Consider the following 21,271-nt stretch of genomic DNA (forward strand, 5'->3'; position numbering starts at 1 on the left):
TAACTGTCAAAGGCCCTTATGGCGTTATTAATCACGGTGACGGCTACGCCATTGTGATTGTACAAACAGGAGAATGTATCGCACGCAATATTTCCTCTTTTCTTGATTGCGTCAAAACCATTGATCACCTATTGGGGACAATGCCACCGCCACCACCGCCACCACCGCCACCAAACGACGACAAAGAGCTAGATCGTGTTCTTCAAGATTATAAGCCTGATATTCAGCGACTAATCAGAAAATATGCTCCAGAGACGAGAAGGGTTAAAAAAAATAGTAATTTTCTTGGTTATACATGGTATAAATGCTATGACGACTCAGGAAAGGTATTAGGGCGGGTCAGAGGAAGTGATGATGATCGCTATTGGCAGTATGGCGGTCTAGATAGTCAAAAACATTATTAAATTTACGCGATGTGCAACTAACAATGACAGAATCAGGGTTCCAGAGGATACTTTAATCTCTGGTGATTTCTGAAAGCCTTGTAAATCAAGACTAAAAATATAGTTGTACACTGGGTTACTATAAAAGGATGTTCGGGAATAATCTTAACTCTACCCTAATCCAAGACCTCGATCGCCTAGAAAATCGTCTTCGGGAAATTCCCCTCGAACCGGGAGTGTACTTCCTGCGCGACCAAAATGGCGAAATTCTCTACATTGGTAAATCCAAAAAACTCCGGTCTAGAGTCCGTTCCTATTTTCGTCCCAGTCAACCCCTCAGTCCCCGCATTGCTTTGATGGTGCGACAGGTGACAGAAATTGAATTTATCGTCACCGACACGGAAGCAGAATCCTTGGCCCTGGAAGCTAATCTAATTAAACAACATCAGCCCCATTTTAATACTCTCCTCAAGGACGATAAAAAATATCCATACATTTGTATTACTTGGTCGGAAACCTACCCGCGCATTTTTATTACCCGCAAACGTAGGATAAATAACCAAAAAGACCGTTATTATGGTCCCTACGTCGATACTAGGCTGCTGCGCCACACTTTACACCTAATTAAACGCACTTTTCCCCTGCGTCAACGTCCCCAACCTCTTTTTAAAGACCGTCCCTGTTTAAATTATGATATCGGTCGTTGTCCGGGGGTTTGTCAAAAATTAATCAGTCCCCAGGATTATCGGGAAACCTTGCAGAAAGTGGCGATGATTTTTCAGGGAAGGACGGGAGAATTATTAGAGAAATTAGCAGCAAAGATGCTAGAAGCGTCGGAAAACCTAGATTTTGAAAAAGCGGCCACGATTAGGGATCAAATTCGCGGATTACAGGCCCTTAATACCGATCAAAAAGTCTCTTTACCCGATGATACCGTATCCCGGGACGCAATCGCTTTAGCTAAGGACGAGCAGCATTGTTGCATACAATTATTCCAAGTGCGTTCTGGTCGTTTGGTGGGACGTTTGGGATTTTTTGCCGATAGTCAGTCAGCAAACGAGGGAGAAATCCTGCAAAAAGTCCTAGAAGAACATTATTTATCGGTGGAAGGGGTGGAAATTCCCAGCGAAATCCTGTTACCCTGCGAATTACCGGAAGGTGAGGTGTTAGCGGGGTGGTTAAGGGAAAAAAAAGGTCGCAAAGTCGAGTTAACTGTCCCCCAACGGCAAAGTAAAGCGGATTTATTAGCTATGGTCGAGAAAAACGCTCTTTATGAGTTAGAAAAGACGAAAAGAAGCGCCGACCGAGATTTACAGTCTTTGCAGGATTTAGCGGTAATTCTCGATTTACCAGCACTACCCCACCGCATTGAGGGTTATGATATTTCTCATATTCAGGGTTCTAATGCAGTCGCGTCGGGAGTGGTGTTTATCGATGGGGTGGCCGCTAATCAACATTATCGTCACTATAAAATCAAAAATCCCGAGGTTAAAATCGGCCATTCCGATGATTTTGCCAGTTTAGCAGAGGTAATTCGCCGGCGTTTCCGTCGTTATGCCGAAAATACCGATAATATTGCCGAAAGTGATGATTTTCCCGATTTGGTCATGATTGATGGGGGAAAGGGACAATTATCGGCCGTGGTGACAGTTTTAGGGGAGATGAATTTATTAGAACAGGTAAAAGTTGTTAGTTTGGCTAAACAGAGAGAGGAGATTTTTTTACCTGGGGAATCCTCTCCTTTAGAGACGGATAAGGAACAACCCGGAGTGCAATTATTGCGTCGAGTCAGGGATGAAGCGCACCGCTTTGCTGTTAGCTTTCACCGACAACAAAGAATGCAAAAAAGTCGCCGTTCCCGTCTTGATGAGATACCCGGTTTAGGTTTTAAGCGACAAAAAGATTTATTAGCTCATTTTCATTCTCTGGATTATATTCGCGAAGCTTCCCTAGAACAATTGCAACAGGTGACAGGAATTGGGGAACAATTAGCTAAGGAAATTTATAATTATTTTCATCCTAGGTAGGCGTTAAAAATTATCAGACACCCCCCTTATTAAGCTGTCCTTTAGTCACATCTTTCTTAACAGTTAAAACCTTTGTAGCAGATGGCTTTCAAGACTCGGTTAACAATCTGTAATACTCCTTGTTGACACCCTTACTGACAAAGAAAAAACTGAAATCAAGTCAGGATAAGGGTTGGAGTGCTTACCGAAAAAATTGTTAAGAAATATCCCTATAAGGGATAGCTTATCAAGGGGGACTAAGGGGGGATCGAACCTAAAATTCATTTTTAATTTAATTAGGGTTTGCTGAATAATGGTAAAAACCTTACAGGAAAGGGCTTTTAGCTTGATTGAGAGCTTCCCAAATGCACTTAAATCTGCTAGAATCGCTCAAAACCCTTGCATCACTCTTGCATCACCCTTGCATCTTCTCTAATTAGTGCTAATGTACCGTAAAAGCGAGTTACCCTCAACCCCACCAGAAAACTTCGAGCTGCCCTTTGAGGGGAAATTATCCCAAGATAATCGTTGGGTAATTATGGCCAACCTCATTCCCTGGTCAGAATTTGAAGCGGAATACGCATCACTTTTTTCAGAAGAAATGGGCGCACCCGCCAAAACATTTAGGATAGCAATGTCCGCATTAATTATTAAAGAAAAATTAGGAACAAGCGATAGAGAAACGGTAGAACAAATCAAGGAAAATCCTTATTTACAATACTTCTTGGGGTTTTCATCCTACAGCAATAAACCCCGGTTTGAAGCGTCAATGTTGGTTCACTTTCGAGAAAGAATCACTCGGGAACTAATTAATAAAGTGAATCGCTTTATGGTCAAAAATCCGAGGGAAATAAAAGAAGAAGAAAACACCACAAAAAAGTTAGAAAGTGAAACCCAAAGTCAACCCGAAAATCGAGGTAAATTAATTTTAGATGCCAGTTGTGCGCCCGCAGATATTAGTTATCCTACGGATTTAAACCTGTTAAATCAAGGAAGAAAACAAACCGAAAAAATTATTGATATTCTCTAGGAAACTTTAAAAGGAAAACTTGTTCAAAAACCGAGAACCTATCGTCTCCTAGCCAGAAAAAGTTATTTAGAAGTAGCAAAAAAAAGAAAACCTACCGTCAAATAAAGACGAAAAGCTCTGAAAAAACCACTGCAATATCTGAAAATAAATCTCGACCATATTGAACAACTTTTATCAGAAGGAGCCTCTCTACAAAGCTTGAAAAAAAGAGACTATAAACTGTTATTAGTAGTCACAGAAGTTTATGGCCAACAACTCTGGATGTACCAAAATAACAAACAGAGTATTGAAGACAGAATTGTCAGCTTAACTCAACCCCATATCCGTCCGATAGTCAGAGGAAAAGCTGGAAAACCCGTAGAATTTGGGGCTAAATTCTCAGCAAGCTGTATAGATGGTTACATATTTTTAGACCGGATTAGTTGGGATAACTTTAATGAATCGGGAGATTTAAAAGCACAAATAGAAGCTTATTATGACTATACAGGATACTATCGAGAATCAGTTCATGTGGACAAAATTTATCGAACCAGAGAAAACCGAGCTTGGTGTAAAGAAAGGGGAATCAGAATCAGTGGTCCCCCATTAGGAAGACCAGCCAAAAATGTTAGTAAAGAACAAAAGAAACAAGCTACTGATGATGAGAGGATTCGGAATTGTATAGAGGGCAAATTTGGACAGGGGAAAAGAAGATTTAGCTTAGGTAAAGTGATGGCTAAACTTCCTCATACTTCCTTTTCAGCGATTGCTATTACTTTTTTAGTCATGAATCCTTCTAACCTGTTGAGGCAGGTTTTTTGGGCTTTTTTATGTCTGAAATGGAAAAACAGCACTTTTTCTCGGTCAATGATTAGGATAAGTTATGACTTAAAAATTAATCAACAACTAAAGCTTATGCTTGTAGCTAAGTGAAATCATTGATTAAGAGACCTGTACTTTTCAATAACTTTTTCAGCAAGCCCTAATTAGCCCTGAATCGGGCAAGAAGGAGGTTGCCGTGGGATCAAAGGTGAGAGTGACATTATTGACATCATCTGAGCCACCTACATCGGACATTAATAAGGCTTTGGCTCCCGTGGGACCGACCAGTAATACATCAATATCATCGGGCCAAGTATTGTAAAGTTTTGTAAAAAATATATGCAAATGACTGCAAACAACTGCTAATATGGTTAGTACAAGTTTACGTTGCAGTTCACATGAAACTATCAGATTATGCTAAGAAAAAAGGGATCAGTTATGACACTGCTTGGAGAATGTGGAATCGAGGGCAGTTACAAGGAGAACGTCTTCCTACAGGAACAATTATTATTTTTGAAGATGACCGTTCTTGCGGTGAAAATAAAGTAGCTATTTATGGGCGAGTTTCTAGTTCAGAAAATCAATCTAACTTAGAGACTCAGGCAAAAAGATTGGAAGCTTATTGTATTGCGAAAGGCTATCAAATTGTTCGAGTAGTTAAAGAAGTAGGAAGTGGAGTCAATGATCATCGAAAGCTATTATTAAAACTTCTAGAACAAACTGATTATAATTTGATTGTCGTAGAACATAAAGATCGTTTAAGCAGAGTAGGGTTTAATTATCTGAAAGTTCTTTTAACTCAAACAAATAGAGATCTAGAGGTCGTGAATCTAGCAGAAGAAAGAAAAGACGATTTAAGGCAAGACTTCCTGAGCATAATTACCTCATTTTGCGCTCAATTATACTCATTAAGACAACGAAATAGAAAGAGAGAATGTTTAATTAAATGCCTTGAGGAGAATGATGAAATTAGTTCAAAAACATCTAATTAAATTTAATCACAAAAATTATTCAGTCATTGATAAATTAGGATTTTTATCGAAGAATCTGTATAATTGTGCTGTTTATTTAAACCGTCAAGTTTTCTTTTCACATCAACCATTTTTAACAATGACTGAGTTACATCATGCCTTAAAAATGAGTCCAGATTATCAAGCCTTACCCGCCAAAGTAAGTCAGTTAGTATTAAAGCAAGTAGAAAAAACCTTTAAATCCTACCAAAAAGCGAAAGAACAATACAAAAAATCGCCAGATAAATTTACAGGAGAGCCTAAGTTGCCAAGATACAAAGACAAGGAAAAAGGTAGAAACGTTTTAACTTATAACTATCAAGCCATTTCTAAAAAAGCGTTGAAGCAAGGTTTAATCAAGCTATCAGGGACTAATTTAGAATTTAAAACTAATTTAAAGGAAGTTTTAGAGGTCAGGATTATTCCTAAATCGGGTGCTTATTATTTAGAGATTGTCTATGAACAACCAGCCTCATCAAGTCAAGAGGGAGAAAGATATGCTTTTATCGATTTAGGCTTAAATAACCTAGCTGCTGTTACCTCTAATATTCCCGAATTTCAGCCAACTTTAGTATGTGGAAAAGCCTTAAAATCCTGCAATCAAAAGTACAACAAGACACTAGCTAAACTTAAATCGGAATTACCCAGTCTACAGAAGACCAGTAAAAGAATACAAGGTTTAACTTTAAAGCGTAATTGCCAGGTGGATTATTACCTCCACACCGCTAGTAAATATATTATTGATAAATTACTAGCTCATCAAATTAACCTTTTAGTTATTGGTCATAATCAAGGCTGGAAACAAAACATTAATATTGGAGATAGAAATAACCAGTCATTCGTAAATATTCCTCATTCAAGGTTGATCGAACAACTTACCTATAAAGCAAATTTAGTAGGAATAGAGGTCAAAACAACTAATGAAAGCTATACCTCTAAATGTAGTTTCTTGGACTTAGAGTCTATTCAAAAGCAAAAAAGCTATTTAGGCAAGAGAATTAAAAGAGGACTATTCAGAAGCTCGTCGGGTTATTTCTATGGAGCAGATATTAATGGTTCCTTAAATATTGGAAGAAAGGTAGTCGGAGAGGCCGCCTTTAGCGGGAATCCGATAGAGAGGTTCGTAGTTAACCCAGTACGGGTCAAAGCGTACAAAGCTAATTCTAGATGCAATATTTGCGTACAGAATTAGTAACTATAAGTTCCCTGGAAAGATTAAGGTAAAAATCAGAGCTATCGCTCCTTAGATTGGCTCATCATGGCTATTTGCCACTGGTTCGGGGCTATCCTCGCCAATCCAAGCTCTGACTAACTCGTAGCAGAGACCGAGCAGAACCGGTCCGACGAACAAACCAATAATCCCATAGGCGATCACTCCCCCGAACACCCCTAGCAGAATCACCACCATGGGAATGGGCAGACCGCGCCCCATTAAGATCGGTTTGAGGAAATTATCCACCAAGGTGGCGGGAATCATCCAGATGGTAAACAAGAGGGCGATGGAATTAGGTAGTGTTACCCAAGCGTGAATGAGCGCCCCCAAGACAATTAAACCGGGGCCAATTTGGAGAATGCCCAAAATTAGGGTGAGGAGAGTTAATAAACCGGCCGCAGGCGTTCCCACCGTCACTAAACCGATGCCGATCAAAAGACTCTGGATAATGGCAACGCCAATAATACCGCGGCTAACATTGCGGACGGTGGAGGCGGTCAGACCGGCCAGCGCGATGCCTCGGCCTGGGGCGATCTTTTCCGCTAACCGGTTCATCAGGCGAGTCAGATTTTTAGCCGAGAGGGTGAGGGCCGCCGCAATCAGAATCGAGGCGATAAATTTCAGCACCGTCAGACCAGTACTGGTGGCCAAGGAAAGGGAGATTTTCCCCAGTTCTTTTAATTGTGGCTCGAAGCGCTGAAGAAATTGACCCGTGTTATCGAATGCCTGCTGCCAGAGACTGGCAATCCTTTCGCCGACCAGCGGCCAGGTGGCCACATCGGCGGGGGGAGGGGGAATCAGCGCCGCACCAGTATCGATATACTCGGCCATCGTTCGCAGATTACCCGCCAGAACCGCTGCAATGCCACTCACCGGACCGATAATAATCCCTAGACAAAGTAGGGTGAGGAGAACTGTGGCCAGTTTCGCCCGGCCAGCAAGTAACTTTTTTAACCAGAGAAAGAGCGGATACCAAGCGATCGCTAGAATTGCTCCCCAGAGGATCATGGTGAGGAAGGGACGCAGTAGGGTAAAACCGGCAAATAACAACAGGCCGAGAAAAAACAGCCGGATGACGAGATCGATAATTTTAGCGTCATTTTTCATCAATAGCGATCGCCTTTTGGCTAGATGAGGACATTTCTGCAATTATGGCAGTTTTTCGTTATCGGTAGTGATTCGCTGGTAGTGGTGAGCCGTCTTGCTGATCTGGTGGGGATTGTGTAGAATGTTTCCTGATCAAAATAACTGCCCGATAAATCTCTACAACTGATTCTTTCAGGGTAAATCTCCTGACAAATATCTTTTTTTTGGTTGGTGCAATGCTTACTTCCAATCGTCTTGATCGAGTAAAATCGACTAATTTAATCTATTAACAAGGATGCAAGCAAATTTATTAGAAGTGCGGGGAGCTACCCGTCGATTTGGGGGATTAGTCGCTGTCGATGGCGTTGGCTTTCAGGTACAAAAAAACGAGATTTTTGGCTTAATTGGACCCAATGGGGCGGGAAAAACGACTTTATTTAATCTTATCACTGGTTTAATTCCCCTATCCAGTGGTGATTTAATTTATCAAGGCGACAGTCTGGCGAATTATCGTCCTCACCAGATCGCTCAGGCAGGAATTGCCCGTACTTTCCAGAATTTGCGCTTATTTGGTGAATTATCGGCTTTAGAAAATGTAGCGATCGCTGGTCACATTCACAATAGCTCCAATCTTTGGACAGGAATTTTGGGTTTACCAGTTTCGAGAAGGGAGGAGGAAAAAACCTATAAAAGAGCAGCGGAATTATTAGATTTAGTCGGATTAACCGACCAAAGCAATCGAAAAGCCCGTAATTTAGCCTATGGTGATCAAAGACGCTTGGAAATTGCCCGCGCTTTAGCTTTGCAACCCCAGTTATTACTCCTCGATGAACCAGCAGCCGGGATGAATCCCAGCGAAAAGGGGTCATTAAGTCAGCTAATTCGACAAATTCGCGATAATTTAGCTTTAACCGTCCTGTTAATCGAACATCATGTGCCTTTAGTGATGGGATTATGCGATCGCATTGCTGTGTTGGATTTCGGTAAGTTAATCGCTTTGGGAGATCCAGCTACAGTCAGGGAGAATCCTGCGGTGATTGAAGCTTATTTAGGGGATGAATAAGAATTTTAGATAATTTGTCCTTGTTGGCGTGCCTGCGCCCAAAATAAAGCAGCTTTTCGCATTGCATCCGTTGTAATGGCTAGGTATTCTATTAAGTTAGCTAACTCATCCAGTCGCTTAATTCCTTTAATCTTGTTAGTGCGTAACAACTCTCTACGCACCTCATAATCAGCAATTTCTGGAAGAATAACCCTAATACCTACTTTAATTAGTGTTTGTAGCCAACAATTACAAGCTAGACTTTCAGGCGCTCGCTTAGGATTAGTAATTAAACCGATAATTCCCGTATCTAATAAAACTACTCTATTCACCAAGTTACTCCCTTTAAGTGAGCCGGAAATAAAGGACGCTCAGATAAACGATCTTGATCGAGTGCTTCGATTAAATATTCACCGGTTTCTTGTTGTTCCTGTTCATCTTCTTCATCAATCCAAGATTGAAGTAAATTAACCAGTTTGGTCTGTTGTTCTTGTTCTAAAATAGTATCCTTGAGCAACTTTAGGACATAAGCTTCTAGAGAAAGACCTTTCTCCCTCGCTTTTTGGCTGAGATATTGTTCGATTTCCGATGTTAAATTAAGAGTTAGTGGCATGGGCTTGACTTGAATCAATTTATCGTGTCTTTAACTATTATAAACAAAAAAGCGATCACACTCTACAAATATAGCGCAATCGCCCCTAATTTAAGACTTTAATTGTTGCTCGATTTGCCAGTTTTCTATTAAACACTAACTAGCAAAGTCAAATACTGGTGTTTCAATTACCCGTTTTGATCGCTTATTTTCCCAGATAATTTCCTGCAAGCGTTCGACAGTTTCTGGTGCAAAAAAACGCTCTCCCGTTTCTACACAGACTCTAGCGGGGACATTTTCTATAATAAAAAAATTGCCATTGATTTCAAGGGTATAGGTAACTTCTTGTTCAATTAAGGTTTCTGGTCTAGAATTAGTTGACATCTGGTGTTCTCCTTGATTTAAAATCAATCCATAAATTTGGATCGGGTTCATATAGGGTAATAATTTTGAGCAAAGGGCGAGAGGGATAGCTACAATGAATGTGTAAGGCTCTATTAATTAGAGTAAATCCCAAAAGTAAACAGCTTGCACCATACTTATCAGCCGGATAATCTTCAATAATTTCGCTTTGTTCCATCGCCTCCCGTAATTCTTGAACACTGATCTGACGCAGGATACTTTGATTGACAGCGTGTTGAGAAAATTCCAATTGGTTTTGTCTAACTTTTTGACGAATTTCCTCAATCATTTCAGTGATAGCCGCCTTTAATCTGGTAGTAAATATCCTTCGCTGTCATTTCGCCAAATAACTGATCTTTAATTTCTAAATAATTTAGAGGTTGGGATGATGTTTCTCTTAGAAAGAAGGCCGCTTTAGCAATTCCCAATCTTTCTACGAGAGCTTTAACTCCCTCTTTTCTAATTTCCTCAATCTCAGGAATCGTCAAATCTGTTGGAACTTTCATAGTAATTTTTCTCAATTCAAGCGTTGAAAATAATGGCGACAAACTCCACAGGAGTTTTAACAGCAAGAGTGCCACTGTATTTTTTAATCATTCGATCGTCGCAGATAATGAAGTAGTCTGCTTCTATAGCTTCGGCACAAGCAATATGCAAAGCATCTACTCCTTTAATTTTAGCAGAGGTTTCGATTTGCTGCGATCTTGCTAAGACCTCTTCCGTAATCAGTTGAAAGTGCCTAGCTTGTTGCAGGACTAGCTCGACAAAAGTGCGGCGGTCGCTGTAAGGATTTCGCTGGGTTTCATATACTAGCGCATCAGAAGAGACAATTTCTATTGTTTCATTCTCCACCAGCAGGAAAATTAATTGCATCGAGATTGACTCCAAATAGATTCTGGCTTGAGTCTGATCGTCAAAGATTCGGTTGAGAACACTCGTATCAAGATAGACTTTCAATTTTACTTTAGTCATTCACACTTCTACTATTATAACCCAAAAAAGCGATCGCACTACATTGATAAAGTGCGATCGCTGCCAATTTAAGGCTAGATTGACCAGTTTTTTATTTTAATTTGCGCTTCAAGACTGAACCCGCACCAAGAACACCAATGGTGAGTAAACCTAAGACTGAAGCAGGTTCGGGTGTTGTTCGTGGCGGGTTAACTTGCCCTGGAAGTCCAAAGCGCAGGCTATCAATGGCAAAACCAGCAGGCTCAGGACCGATGAGACTGAACTGCAAACCTGCAATTGCCGCACTGCCATCGCTAGTGACTAAACCCAGAAACTCAATGCCCGTGCCAGTATTGGATACTTGACCGAGAAATGAGCCATCTCGGGCAAAGGCTGTGATGGCAGTTGAGTTGGGAGCATTGAAGAAACCGCCATCTAACCCCACGCCGGCCATGTCTTTGTCGAATAAAATCGTTATAGGACCGTTAAATGTGGGTGTTCCCGACAGCACCGGGCTATTAGGTGCTGCTCCATCATTGGTGATGAAAGTATTTGGGGAGGCCGGATCGAGCGATAGAGGACCGGTTGGCGTACCGACAACACAGCCAGTGGCAGCACCACCGGGGCAATCTACTCCAGGGTTAGCAGACAAACTCTGGCCTTGATAGAAGCCACCAAAGGTAACAGTTGGTGCCGTCAAGGGATTGCCGCCGTAAGCCGCCGGAGCATAAGTAGGGTTGACCGTACCCAGACCAAATTCACTAAAGGTGATCAATCCTGCTTGAGGAGTGAAGGAACTCTGCGGAATTCGGACGACACTGACCGCATTAGCAGGAAAGTTACTAAGGGCGAGAAACGCTGCCGATCCAGTAACAACCGTTGAAAATTTTTTAAGCACAGTCGAAGTTTTCATGTTCAGAAAATTTCCTCAAAACAAACAAACAAACAAACAAACAAACAAATGTTCTGACTGACCTTTAAAGGAGAAAATCTCAAATTAAGCGACATTGGCAAGGGAGAAAAATTGGTTTTTTCAAAATTGCCAATCACTAAATTTTAAGTTAGTTCCTCTAATTAGAAAACAGAACCATAACGGGATTCTACCACCCCGATTTAGGGCAGCTGTGGTTGGATTGTTAGACGAATTTTAAACGGTTTTAAAATTGTCCTACTTCCCGAAACAATCCTAAACAAAATCGCAGATATTTAACTCCAACTTGAGGTAGAAACCAGGTATTTCTTTCGATATATTTCTCGTTTCTAGGCTCTGCCTAGAAATGTTTAATGAGAGGCTCTGCCTCCTGAGTAATCTTTACAGAAGGCAGAGCCTTCAAAAATCATTCCCAGGCGGAGCTTGGGAATGAGACGGCGAAAATCATTGCCTCTTGCCTATCCCAACCATTACTTATAAAAGCCAATCCCTAATCTCTCAATAACAGATATTCGCGAATCTCAAAAAAGTTATCCCAAGGAATATAGGGTTGATTTTCCGCTTGCAGATAATCGATTAAACGATCTCTAGCAAAAACTAGATCGGCCCTTCTAGCCATGGTAATATCGGTAACGGAATCACCGATCGCAATAGTTTCTACTCCCGAATATTTAGCCATAATCAAGGCTTTAGCCACTAATTCTGTCTCATTTTCCCAATCGGAGTGAACTTGCAAATATTCCCCTTGAGTATGAAGATTGACCCCATAAATTGCCGTCACCTTATCTAATAGTCCCTCCCGTTTTAAGACCGTTTCAATCATGCCTTGGATGCCACCGGAGATAATAATAAAAGGGATGGATTGCTCCTGTAAAAAAGCGAGGAATTCGGCTAATCCGGGGCGAATTGGCTTGCTTTCGGCATAGGCGAGAATATCGGCGTATTTTTGGCTCGGTATCGACTCTAGCAGTTGACGGACACCCCGGCGCAGACTGAGAGTGCGGGCGTACATTTGGGGCATAATTTGGGCCGATAAATCGGGGGCGAATTCTTTGAGCATACCCGCAAAAGTCTCCACGGCGGTGATAGTGCCATCAAAGTCACAGAAAACAATTTTACTCATGGGGTGACAAAATATCTGAAATTGGATATAATCGAAGGTTATGATTAATTTTACAGAGATTATCTGACTCTAGAGCTTCAACCCCCATGAAATCCTATCTCGCCGCCGCCATTCAAATGACCAGTCAGCCAGATTTAGAGAAAAATCTCGCTGCCGCTGAAGAGTTGATCGAACTTGCCGTGGGTAAAGGGGCGGAATTAATCGGTTTACCAGAAAATTTCGCCTTTATGGGGGCAGAAAGCGATAAAATCGCCCAGGCCGAGACTATTGCTCTCAAAGCCGATAAATTCCTCCGCACCATGGCCCAACGGTTTCAAGTGACCATTTTAGGGGGTGGTTTTCCCGTGCCGGTGACGGGTATTCCCGATAAGGCTTATAACACCGCTATTTTAGTCGATGGCAACGGTGCGGAATTAGCCCGTTATCAAAAAGTCCATCTCTTTGATGTCAATGTCCCGGACGGTAACACCTATCAGGAATCGAGTACAGTCATGGCAGGGATCGATTTACCGCCGATTTATGGCTCCGATAGCTTGGGCAAAATTGGCCTCTCGATTTGCTATGATGTGCGTTTTCCCGAACTCTATCGCTATTTATCGCGGCAAGGAGCCGATGTTTTATTTGTACCTGCGGCGTTTACAGCTTTTACAGGGAAAGATCATTGGAAAGTTTTGTTACAAGCGCGAGCGATCGAGAATACTTGTTATATAATAGCTCCTGCTCAAACGGGCAATAATTACGCACGCCGTCACACCCACGGTCACGCTATGATTATCGATCCTTGGGGTGTGGTTTTAGCCGACGCGGGGGAAGAAGCGGGAGTGGCAATTGCCGAAATTAATCCCCAACGTCTGCAACAGGTGCGACGACAAATGCCTTCTCTACAGCATCGTGTTTTTGTTTAAAATTCGCTCAGAAAATTAGTTCCCAGGGACGGTTATCAATAGGTAACAGAGCCTCACTTCTCTCTTCTCCAACCACTTAAGTAGGTAGGCGTTAAAAATTATCAGATGCCCCCCTTATTAAGGGTAGATCCCCCCGCCTATCGGCACCCCCCTTATCAAGGGGGGCAGGGGGGATCGAACCTAAAATCCATTTTTAATTTAATTATAACCAACCACTTATAATAACTTTTTAGCAAAATCGATCGCCTCCTGAAAAACTGTGACTTGGCCCTCAATTTGGGCAATTTGTACCTCGGTTAATAACTTACCGATAATCGGACTAGGTTTCAGGTGTAAATGGTTAATTAAATCATCGCCCCTTAATAAAGGTCGGGGATGGGCGATAATATTATCGGGATCGAGATAGGAAGTCAACAGAGAAGCGACGATATTTTTGTTAATCCCCATCGATAGAGCAAAAAGGGCAAAGACAGGAAATACTTTTCCCGTATTTAGATAAATAAAATACTGTTCCCGCAGACTTAAATTATCTGCCTCCTTGAGAGGAGGTAAACACTTAATTACCGTGATTACCGTGCGAATTTCCCCCCTGGAATACTTGAGATCGATTAACTCTTTTTCCGCTTCTGCCAAGATATCCGATACCAATAGGGCCAATTTTGTCAACTGTAACTGAGAAGGGGAAAAGATAAATTTTTCTGGTAACAAAGATTCTAAAAATCCCGCTGCCGCTTCCACCCCCATAACTCGCTCCATTTTTGCGGGGGTAATCCGACGCAACCAGAGAGATAATAAGCCATCTTCCCAGGCACTTTTTAGCCATTTATTGCCACGGGAATTGAGCAAAAGGTAATTCAACTCGGATTGTACCCTTTCGGCGGCTACACGGTGCAATAAAGGGGCAAGAGAACGAATAGTTGCACGGGTATGGGGTTCGATCTCAAAGTCCAATTGAGCCGCTTGTCGATAGGCTCTTAATAATCTTAGGGGATCATCTTGGAGATTTTCGCGGGAAATCATCCGCAGGGATTGGCAGCCTAAATCTTTTAATCCCCCTAAAGGATCGAAAATTTCTTGGGTGTGGAGATTATAAGCAAGAGCATTAACGGTGAAATCCCGTCTTTTTAGGTCTATTTCTAGAGATTCTCCCTCCTGTTGTGCGAAATCAAGGGTTCCCTGGGGAAAAACGACGCGAGCAATTTGACGAACGGCATCTAAAACCACAAAACCCGCTTTATACTGATGGGCAATAGTTTGGGCAATTTCGATCGCTTTTTCGGGAACCACAAAATCTAGGTCAATATAGTCTTTCTGACGGTTTAATAAAGCGTCTCGCACAGCACCACCGACTAAATAAGCATTTTCTGGCAATTCTTGCTGATTAATCGCAAAAACTTCTTTAACTAAACTATCTAGGTTTTTTTGACAAGACATCGAGAAGATAAATTTACAAAAATATAATTTTGACCGGCCCCATTTGGGGAGAGACTGAGCTAGATTAACGGAAAAGACCTATAGAGTTAAACCTATGTGCATTTGTGTTAACTGCTATTTTGTTGATCGCTGTCTCACCTATCATGCCGTAGAAACACAACATCAGGAACCTCATCTCACCGAGACACCGGACTTTGAAGCGAAGAACCCTTCTATTAACGTTAACATTCGCACCAAAGAAGATTATATCGAAATGGAGTGGGATGTGGTGGGTTGTGAAAGCTTTTTACGGGAAACCGGTAAATGGTCTAGTTTGCGGCCAGGTGAACCAGTTCCCACCTAAAACACCTGAACTACCCATACATATCTACTACAAGAGCCGAAAGTTAATCCACAAATATGTCTTGGACAGCCAACGATTCGAGGAATGCGTAATTTAAGAGCGAGGTATTTATGGATAAAGAAGAAGAACTACTTGAACAATGGCGAGAATTGACCCCGGAAAAGCAACAAAAAGTTTGGCAATTTGTTCAAATACTTAAATCTGAGTCACAAACAACACCAGAAGCTAAATTTATTCCCCAAACACCATTAAGCAAAAAGTTATGGGAAATCCGACAGCGGGCGATCGCATCTGGATTGCAACTGCTCAATGAAGATGAAATAGAACAAGAACTTGCTGCACGTCGAGGAGGGTGCAGTGATACTAAATCCGTTGAGCATAGGCTACATATCAGGAGAGGCAAGAGGCAGAAGGCAAGAGGCAAAAGGGGGAATAAATAATCAGTTTTTAATAACCGAATTTAGTATGAGTCATGAAATTGCTGGCACTTACGGTTTAGCGGCGATGGATGCACTTCATGTTGCTGCTGCGCTGCAAATTCAAGCTGATGAACTAATCACCACCGAAAAGCCAACCAAACCAATGCACCGAGTCAGGGAAATTCAGATTGTTTCAATCTAATGTAAGGCTTTGGAGTAATCTAAGAGTAAGGAGACCAGGGACCGATGACGGTTTCTCCTCGCTTCTCTTTCTCTGCTAATTCCAGATTTAAGGTTAATAGTTTCTCTAAAATATCTTCGTCAGCTTGGAAGTGATAGGCCTCCATTACTAGCTTGTCTAATTTCTGATGGAGTTGAAAAAGTTGGCTACTGGGTTCGTTAAAGAATTGGTTATATAGTTTGGTGATTCCCCATTGTTTTTTCTCCATCTGTTGGCTACGGTATTCGTGTAATTCGCCGGCGGTTTGACGGATTTTTTCGACAAGTTCCTGTGAAGGTTTCTGGGGAAAAGGGAAGGTTTCAAAACAGGTTGTATTAGTATAGCGAGTTCTGTCTTCAAGAGTTGAACTTTGAGCTTTTACCCAGAGGCGATGTATTTTTGAGTTGAGAATTCCTAGAATGTAGAAATCATCGGAGGCTATCACCATATTTGCTTCACAGGGAAGTATGGACACATCAACTGGAGAAAAAACAATATATTTAGCGATTTTGGGGATGGCAAAATAGCAAGATAGGACAGCTAAAGCTTTTCTCATTCCTGGTCTTGTTTCCCCATATTTCCACCAATTTAATCGGCGTGTGCTGCGCTTATTATTATCCCTTTCTGGTTTAACTTTTTCTTTTACTCTTGTAAAAGGTAAGGTATATTCAGCAGCTTCCTCAAGAGCCATATTATTAAAATCAATAACCCAACTCTTTTGTTCAAAAAGATTAATTAAATTTTTCCCATCTAACATAGGTTTGACAACTTGTTGATTTTTATGATCTAACTCAATCCATTTATTAGCTTCTTCTTCCGTTATGACAAATCCTTTTCCTGCTAATTGACAAGCTTCAAAAGAATAATGATTATTAACTTTTATTTTTTCGGCATTATCCACTGATATTTGAGCTTTCAATGCCGTAGATAATAAATTAACTGACAAATTATCTAGAAATAATTCTTTTGGTCTTTCTTTACTCCAATTAACAATACTAACATGAACATTAGCCTCACCAGACCAAGGCTGAGTTGAAATCGCTTCATGTATAAATCCACCTTGCTTAACTACATAATCTAAGCTTGCTTTTCTCCCAGAAACTTGTGATATTGAATTAGTACCAACTAAACCGGCTCTTCCTAATTCTCCAAGATTTTCCGCAGCTTTTCTAAACCAAAAAACACAAAAATCAGGTTGTCCTTGAACATCAGGAAATTTTTGATAAATTTGTTCTGCATACTCATCTCCTAGTTCTGTCCTTAACTTTTTCCCTCCCAAAAATGGAGGATTACCGATAATTGCGTCTGCTTTTTGCCAATCTGTAAACAAAGCATCAGCACAGATAATATTACTATCCAAAGTATCCAAAGGTAAAGAAGCTTCCGTCAAATTAAACTTATCAATCGCCACCTTTCTGGCAATCATTAAAGTCACCCGCGCTAATTCTACAGCAAAAGGATTAATATCCATTCCATAAAACTGTTTAGGCGTAACAAAACTAATCTGTAATTGGTCACTAGCAGAACGACGACGGTTAGCAATCTTTTCAATTAATAACTGTTCAATGCGCTTTAATTCTTGATAGGCGACATAGAGAAAATTACCCGAACCGCAAGCCGGATCTAATACCTTATACTGCTGTAATTCTAACTGAAGTGTATTTAACTCGCCAATCGTCCCAGCTTGCTCAATTTTCTCCTCCCAGTAACGGCTAATAGTTGGGCGAACAATTTTCATAATATCCGCTTCTGAGGTAAAGTGCATTCCGTAGGTGTGGCGTTCTTCAGCATTAGCTGTCCCCTCAAAAATATTACCAAAAATTGCCGGACGGATCTTACTCCAATCCTGACGCGCCGCCACATCCAGAAACTCTAATTCTTTATTAGTTAATTCAATTGGATGAATTATACTAAACAGTCCCCCATTAAAATAATCCACTCCCTGATATTTACCAACGGGGGTAATTCCGGGTTGGTTCATCTGTTGAAATAATCCCCCCAAGACATCATAGGAATTGCCACCATTTAGACACTCTTGTACACAAGAAATAAATAAATCTCTTGGTAACAATCCTCGATCCTCAGCAAACATTGCTAATACACACTGCAAAATAAATCGCTGGGCCGTCAACTCATCAAAACCGCTTTTATGACCGCGTTTTTTTAACAGTTGAAACAACTCACCCATCCGCCGCGCTGCCGTTTCTGTAATCTCGACTTGATTATTCTGAAAAATAGGGGTACGATTCCCTACTTCCATAAAATTGAAGGCACTCACCCGATTTTTCAAATCGTTGAGATTTACTCGATCTACCGGTTCATCTATTTGAAGATCAAAATCAAAAATCCAGAACTGATCAAAATTACATAATAAGACATAGCGAGGGCGATTAGGAACCAAGCGACTCCAGTATTCAAAAGCTTGGGGATAGTGCTTACTTAAATCTTCTCCTCGCTTTTTCATTTCAATTAAAACACGAGGTTTCCAAACTAAATCAGCAAATCCTGTTTTACCTTTCTTGCTACCTTTAGTAATCGCCTCCTCATAGGTTGCACCCGCTTCTAACGCACCTTTATGACCAAAAGCTCGAAAGAAACGGTCTAGGAAAATCTGGGCTTCTTTCCTTTCTTTGCCAGTAATATGCTGTTGACAAAAATCAATAAATTCCTGTAAGCTTTCAAGAGTAGTAGTCATCTTTTGCCTTTCCATTGGAGTAGGGTGGGCGTTGTAGTGCGATCACCATCTTACACAATAATTCATAATTCATCATTCATAATTCATAATTCATCATTCATAATTCATAATTCATCATTCATCATTCATCATTCATCATTCATAATTCATAATTCCCATGTAGTCTTAACGGGTTACTCCATCCACCACCGGACGGACATCGCTACCCTCAAAATAGCCGGGGTTGCCTGTCCAATTGAAATCCGAGACGCGGATGTTGAGTATTCCCAACTGCAGCACCGGGTTATAGCGCAAAATTAAACTATAGGTGCGACGACTCCATTCGAGAAAATATTCTGTACTGATTTCCTTGGCTTGATCGATACTATAAACACTCTGGAAACCCACACGAATCGGACCATATACCTGTTGAGTTATACCATAGGACATTGTTTGTTGATCAACAAAGCGATCGAAGAAAAAGGGTGATTGTCCGTTGACTAAACCCTGACTAAAACTGATATTAAACCCAGTATAGTCGAAAAAATTGCGGGAAAAACGCCCAAACTGTCCTAATAATCCCACGGTTCCCGTGACGGAATTTTGCGTCTCTCCATTGGTGTAATAACCGGTGACACCGGTGACACCAGTGACAATAGCAATATAGGGTTGAACGGGAAGAGGAGAAAATCTTAAACCTTGGTCGGGAGTCGGTGGTAAAGTAGGGGCAGACCAGAGTAAAAAACTGCGATTGAGGGAGACAGCACCCTGAAAACGGCTTAAATTAGTCACATTATCCGTTGCATTGGCAGCTAAAAGATCACTGCGATCGGTGGGTGCGTTAATATTCTGAACAGAAGCTTGATAACTGAGTCTAATATCCGTATTCGGGATGAAAATCACAGGTGAGGTCAAAATTGCCCCAAAACTGCTATTAACCGTCTGAAAACCTAAAGAACCGTTAAAGAGACGATCGCGATAATTGTACTCCACATTGAGCAGATAGGGATCTTGCAACTGTCCGATCGTCTGTTGAAAGCGAATCTTAGAACGAACACTATTTTCGATCTGTTCCAAATCTAAATTAGAAAAAGAAGCTGTAGCTTGCAAAAACGAGCGCTCACCGAAATTAGTGGCAAAATTGCCCAATAAACCAAAAGCTTTCGGACTAAGGGGCGAAACTTCGCCACCTCCGGGGTTAGCTGAGGGAAAAGCATCGGGATTAAGGACTTTTTGAATTAAATATTGCGGTGTCAACTCAAAAATAGTCTTCGGTGTCTCCACTAAAGTTAGGGGACTTTCTACGAAAAATCCGCCCCGATCCTCCCCATCATAGCCCGGGGCAATTAAAAAAGGACGACGACGACGGCGATCAAAAGTGAGACTATTAATAAAAGTAGGTGCCACTACCCGTTGATCGAAAACCAACTGGGAATTACTCATCCGCAACTCATCGGTAAAGGGGCCGGTACTGCGAAAAGTGGCGGAATTAGCCCGAACTTCCAACTCAGGGGGGGAAAAAGGGTCATTAGTCAAACGCACATTAGTGGCATTCCACACCTTACCATCAAAATTCAAGCGTTCGGCCTGAAAACGGACACGATTAATCGTTCCTCCCGATGGACTACTAATATTCTGTCGATCGCGCCGACTGGGATCCTGTCCCCCGACGACAAATTGAAAACCCTCTCCCGTGGTGATTCTCTGCAAGGGTTGATTTAATGCCAAACGATCAGTTAGGGTTCCAAAAGAACTACCGGCCCCCACATCCGTGGGCAGCGTTTGTCCTAAATCCCTAGCGGTGCTGGGTTGAAAAATCTCCCCATTGGCATTAAATACCACACCGCTATCCTGGACGAAATAATACTCAAAGCGATCGCCGCGCAGGATTTGATCTCCCCGGGTTAGGATCACTTGGCCCTCCGCTACCGCTAACTTTTCGGGAAGATTAATCTGTAAGCGATCGGCCGTTAGTACACTTTGGGCAAAACGCAGGGTGACATTACCTCTAGCGGTGATAATCTGCCGATTTTGGTCAAATTCCTGCTCATCGGCCACCAATTCCATGGGTCTTTCCCCTTCTGGATTAGCGGCCTGATCTAGGCTGTTATTGAGGGAAATCAAGTATTCTTGGCCGGTTTTTTCGCCTTTTTTCCGCACTAATAGACGAGTTGAGCCATTTTTCTGGTTAAGAGCTTTTTGATTTAATCCTGAAACTATCTCGGTTTCGGGATGAATAGTGACACCAACGGCTGCGGGGGGTGGAGAATTCTGAACAGAAAGGGGTTTTCCTAAAGCTGCCGCATCACCCCCACTACTAGGTAAAGGTTCTAGGGGAATACCCTCATCGGGAACCAAGGGTTTTACCTCGACGGTTTCCGGGGGTGGAGTGACGGTGAGGGGAATAGAAACGCTCTCTTCTGAAGGCTTTTTTGCCTCTAGAGGTGCTGGGGTGACAGGGAGAGGAATTACAGACGCGGGAATATTTTCAGAAACTTGGCGCTCCTCCGTTTCCGGTTCAGCTACAGTATTAATCAGGGCAGGTGGTTCAACAGCTAAGAAAAAAAAAGACATGACTGCACGAGTCGGCGATCAAAATAGAGGACGAGCGAACCTCAATGATACTACCATGATCATTATTTCTAGGGAGACAGGGAAAGTTTAATAACTTGTTCCCTGTGCCTCTACCCTAGAACCAGTTTGTTA

Annotated in this window: 20 protein-coding genes and 2 pseudogenes; 10 read left to right on the top strand and 12 right to left on the bottom strand. The window is 41.7% G+C overall.

Annotated elements, in window-relative coordinates; translation table 11 throughout:
- The first annotated feature begins 53 nt into the window (after nucleotides 1–53).
- From N0824_RS18840 to N0824_RS18860, 5 genes and pseudogenes are all read left to right on the top strand, one after another.
- Nucleotides 54–404 carry a hypothetical protein gene (locus N0824_RS18840; protein WP_002732658.1) on the top strand — a complete coding sequence of 117 codons (351 nt, stop codon included), beginning with the start codon at nucleotides 54–56 and terminating at the stop codon, nucleotides 402–404.
- 128 nt (nucleotides 405–532) lie between these two features.
- Nucleotides 533–2,410 (top strand): excinuclease ABC subunit UvrC, encoded by a 1,878-nt coding sequence (uvrC, locus tag N0824_RS18845; RefSeq protein ID WP_108937867.1) that lies wholly within the window; start codon nucleotides 533–535, stop codon nucleotides 2,408–2,410.
- A 424-nt stretch (nucleotides 2,411–2,834) separates the two neighbouring features.
- Nucleotides 2,835–4,331: pseudogene (locus N0824_RS18850) on the top strand (IS5 family transposase).
- 287 nt (nucleotides 4,332–4,618) lie between these two features.
- Nucleotides 4,619–5,212: an IS607 family transposase gene (locus N0824_RS18855; protein ID WP_108937868.1), complete on the top strand. Its 594-nt coding sequence runs from the start codon at nucleotides 4,619–4,621 to the stop codon at nucleotides 5,210–5,212.
- Entirely contained in the window at nucleotides 5,184–6,422 is a 1,239-nt protein-coding gene (locus N0824_RS18860; RefSeq protein WP_108937869.1) for an RNA-guided endonuclease TnpB family protein, read from the top strand. The genes N0824_RS18855 and N0824_RS18860 overlap by 29 nt, the downstream gene beginning before the upstream one ends.
- Nucleotides 6,423–6,473: 51 nt before the next feature.
- Here N0824_RS18860 and N0824_RS18865 read toward each other — a convergent pair whose 3' ends face one another.
- Nucleotides 6,474–7,550, bottom strand: a complete 1,077-nt coding sequence (locus N0824_RS18865) for an AI-2E family transporter (protein WP_108937870.1) — start codon at nucleotides 7,548–7,550, stop codon at nucleotides 6,474–6,476.
- 274 nt (nucleotides 7,551–7,824) lie between these two features.
- On the opposite strand from N0824_RS18865, the gene N0824_RS18870 reads away from it, so the two are divergent.
- Complete coding sequence (locus tag N0824_RS18870; RefSeq protein WP_108937871.1) at nucleotides 7,825–8,592, top strand: ABC transporter ATP-binding protein; 768 nt, start codon at nucleotides 7,825–7,827, stop codon at nucleotides 8,590–8,592.
- Between the two features lie 5 nt (nucleotides 8,593–8,597).
- Here N0824_RS18870 and N0824_RS18875 read toward each other — a convergent pair whose 3' ends face one another.
- From N0824_RS18875 to N0824_RS18910, 8 genes are all read right to left on the bottom strand, one after another.
- On the bottom strand, nucleotides 8,598–8,903 hold the full coding sequence (locus tag N0824_RS18875) for a hypothetical protein (RefSeq protein ID WP_108937872.1): 306 nt from the start codon (nucleotides 8,901–8,903) through the stop codon (nucleotides 8,598–8,600).
- On the bottom strand, nucleotides 8,900–9,184 hold the full coding sequence (locus N0824_RS18880) for a hypothetical protein (protein ID WP_016514661.1): 285 nt from the start codon (nucleotides 9,182–9,184) through the stop codon (nucleotides 8,900–8,902). The genes N0824_RS18875 and N0824_RS18880 overlap by 4 nt, the downstream gene beginning before the upstream one ends.
- 135 nt (nucleotides 9,185–9,319) lie before the next feature.
- Nucleotides 9,320–9,598, bottom strand: a complete 279-nt coding sequence (locus tag N0824_RS18885) for a YgiT-type zinc finger protein (protein ID WP_108937873.1) — start codon at nucleotides 9,596–9,598, stop codon at nucleotides 9,320–9,322.
- Nucleotides 9,537–9,854: a DUF4258 domain-containing protein gene (locus N0824_RS18890; RefSeq protein WP_002755280.1), complete on the bottom strand. Its 318-nt coding sequence runs from the start codon at nucleotides 9,852–9,854 to the stop codon at nucleotides 9,537–9,539. The genes N0824_RS18885 and N0824_RS18890 overlap by 62 nt, the downstream gene beginning before the upstream one ends.
- 1 nt (nucleotide 9,855) lies before the next feature.
- Nucleotides 9,856–10,071 carry a hypothetical protein gene (locus N0824_RS18895; protein WP_108937874.1) on the bottom strand — a complete coding sequence of 72 codons (216 nt, stop codon included), beginning with the start codon at nucleotides 10,069–10,071 and terminating at the stop codon, nucleotides 9,856–9,858.
- A 16-nt stretch (nucleotides 10,072–10,087) separates the two neighbouring features.
- Nucleotides 10,088–10,537 carry a PIN domain-containing protein gene (locus N0824_RS18900; RefSeq protein ID WP_108937875.1) on the bottom strand — a complete coding sequence of 150 codons (450 nt, stop codon included), beginning with the start codon at nucleotides 10,535–10,537 and terminating at the stop codon, nucleotides 10,088–10,090.
- A gap of 91 nt (nucleotides 10,538–10,628) precedes the next feature.
- Nucleotides 10,629–11,429 carry a PEP-CTERM sorting domain-containing protein gene (locus N0824_RS18905; RefSeq protein ID WP_108937876.1) on the bottom strand — a complete coding sequence of 267 codons (801 nt, stop codon included), beginning with the start codon at nucleotides 11,427–11,429 and terminating at the stop codon, nucleotides 10,629–10,631.
- A 508-nt stretch (nucleotides 11,430–11,937) separates the two neighbouring features.
- Complete coding sequence (locus N0824_RS18910; protein ID WP_002795914.1) at nucleotides 11,938–12,570, bottom strand: HAD-IB family phosphatase; 633 nt, start codon at nucleotides 12,568–12,570, stop codon at nucleotides 11,938–11,940.
- Nucleotides 12,571–12,656: 86 nt separating this feature from the next.
- Here N0824_RS18910 and N0824_RS18915 point away from each other — a divergent pair, with 86 nt between their 5' ends.
- Nucleotides 12,657–13,475, top strand: coding sequence for a carbon-nitrogen hydrolase family protein (locus N0824_RS18915; protein ID WP_108937877.1), 819 nt, complete (start codon nucleotides 12,657–12,659; stop codon nucleotides 13,473–13,475).
- 216 nt (nucleotides 13,476–13,691) lie between these two features.
- Here the strand turns inward: N0824_RS18915 and N0824_RS18920 are convergent, their stop codons facing one another.
- Nucleotides 13,692–14,909 (bottom strand): CCA tRNA nucleotidyltransferase, encoded by a 1,218-nt coding sequence (locus N0824_RS18920; protein WP_108937878.1) that lies wholly within the window; start codon nucleotides 14,907–14,909, stop codon nucleotides 13,692–13,694.
- A gap of 94 nt (nucleotides 14,910–15,003) precedes the next feature.
- Between N0824_RS18920 and N0824_RS18925 the strand changes: the two genes are divergently transcribed.
- The 3 genes and pseudogenes from N0824_RS18925 (at nucleotide 15,004) to N0824_RS21105 (ending at nucleotide 15,873) form a co-directional block, all read left to right on the top strand.
- Nucleotides 15,004–15,252, top strand: coding sequence for a Ycf34 family protein (locus tag N0824_RS18925; RefSeq protein ID WP_108937879.1), 249 nt, complete (start codon nucleotides 15,004–15,006; stop codon nucleotides 15,250–15,252).
- Between the two features lie 110 nt (nucleotides 15,253–15,362).
- Nucleotides 15,363–15,617, top strand: a pseudogene (locus tag N0824_RS18930) (hypothetical protein); the annotation flags it as partial.
- A 100-nt stretch (nucleotides 15,618–15,717) separates the two neighbouring features.
- Nucleotides 15,718–15,873, top strand: a complete 156-nt coding sequence (locus tag N0824_RS21105; protein ID WP_002793766.1) for a hypothetical protein — start codon at nucleotides 15,718–15,720, stop codon at nucleotides 15,871–15,873.
- A 19-nt stretch (nucleotides 15,874–15,892) separates the two neighbouring features.
- Here N0824_RS21105 and N0824_RS18940 read toward each other — a convergent pair whose 3' ends face one another.
- Both N0824_RS18940 and N0824_RS18945 read right to left on the bottom strand, forming a co-directional pair.
- Nucleotides 15,893–18,586 carry a DNA methyltransferase gene (locus N0824_RS18940; protein WP_108937881.1) on the bottom strand — a complete coding sequence of 898 codons (2,694 nt, stop codon included), beginning with the start codon at nucleotides 18,584–18,586 and terminating at the stop codon, nucleotides 15,893–15,895.
- Nucleotides 18,587–18,751: 165 nt separating this feature from the next.
- Nucleotides 18,752–21,139 (bottom strand): DUF3769 domain-containing protein, encoded by a 2,388-nt coding sequence (locus N0824_RS18945; protein WP_108937882.1) that lies wholly within the window; start codon nucleotides 21,137–21,139, stop codon nucleotides 18,752–18,754.
- Nucleotides 21,140–21,271: the final 132 nt, after the last annotated feature.

The organism is Microcystis sp. 0824 (genome assembly GCF_003112475.1).
Classification (GTDB): domain Bacteria; phylum Cyanobacteriota; class Cyanobacteriia; order Cyanobacteriales; family Microcystaceae; genus Microcystis; species Microcystis aeruginosa_C.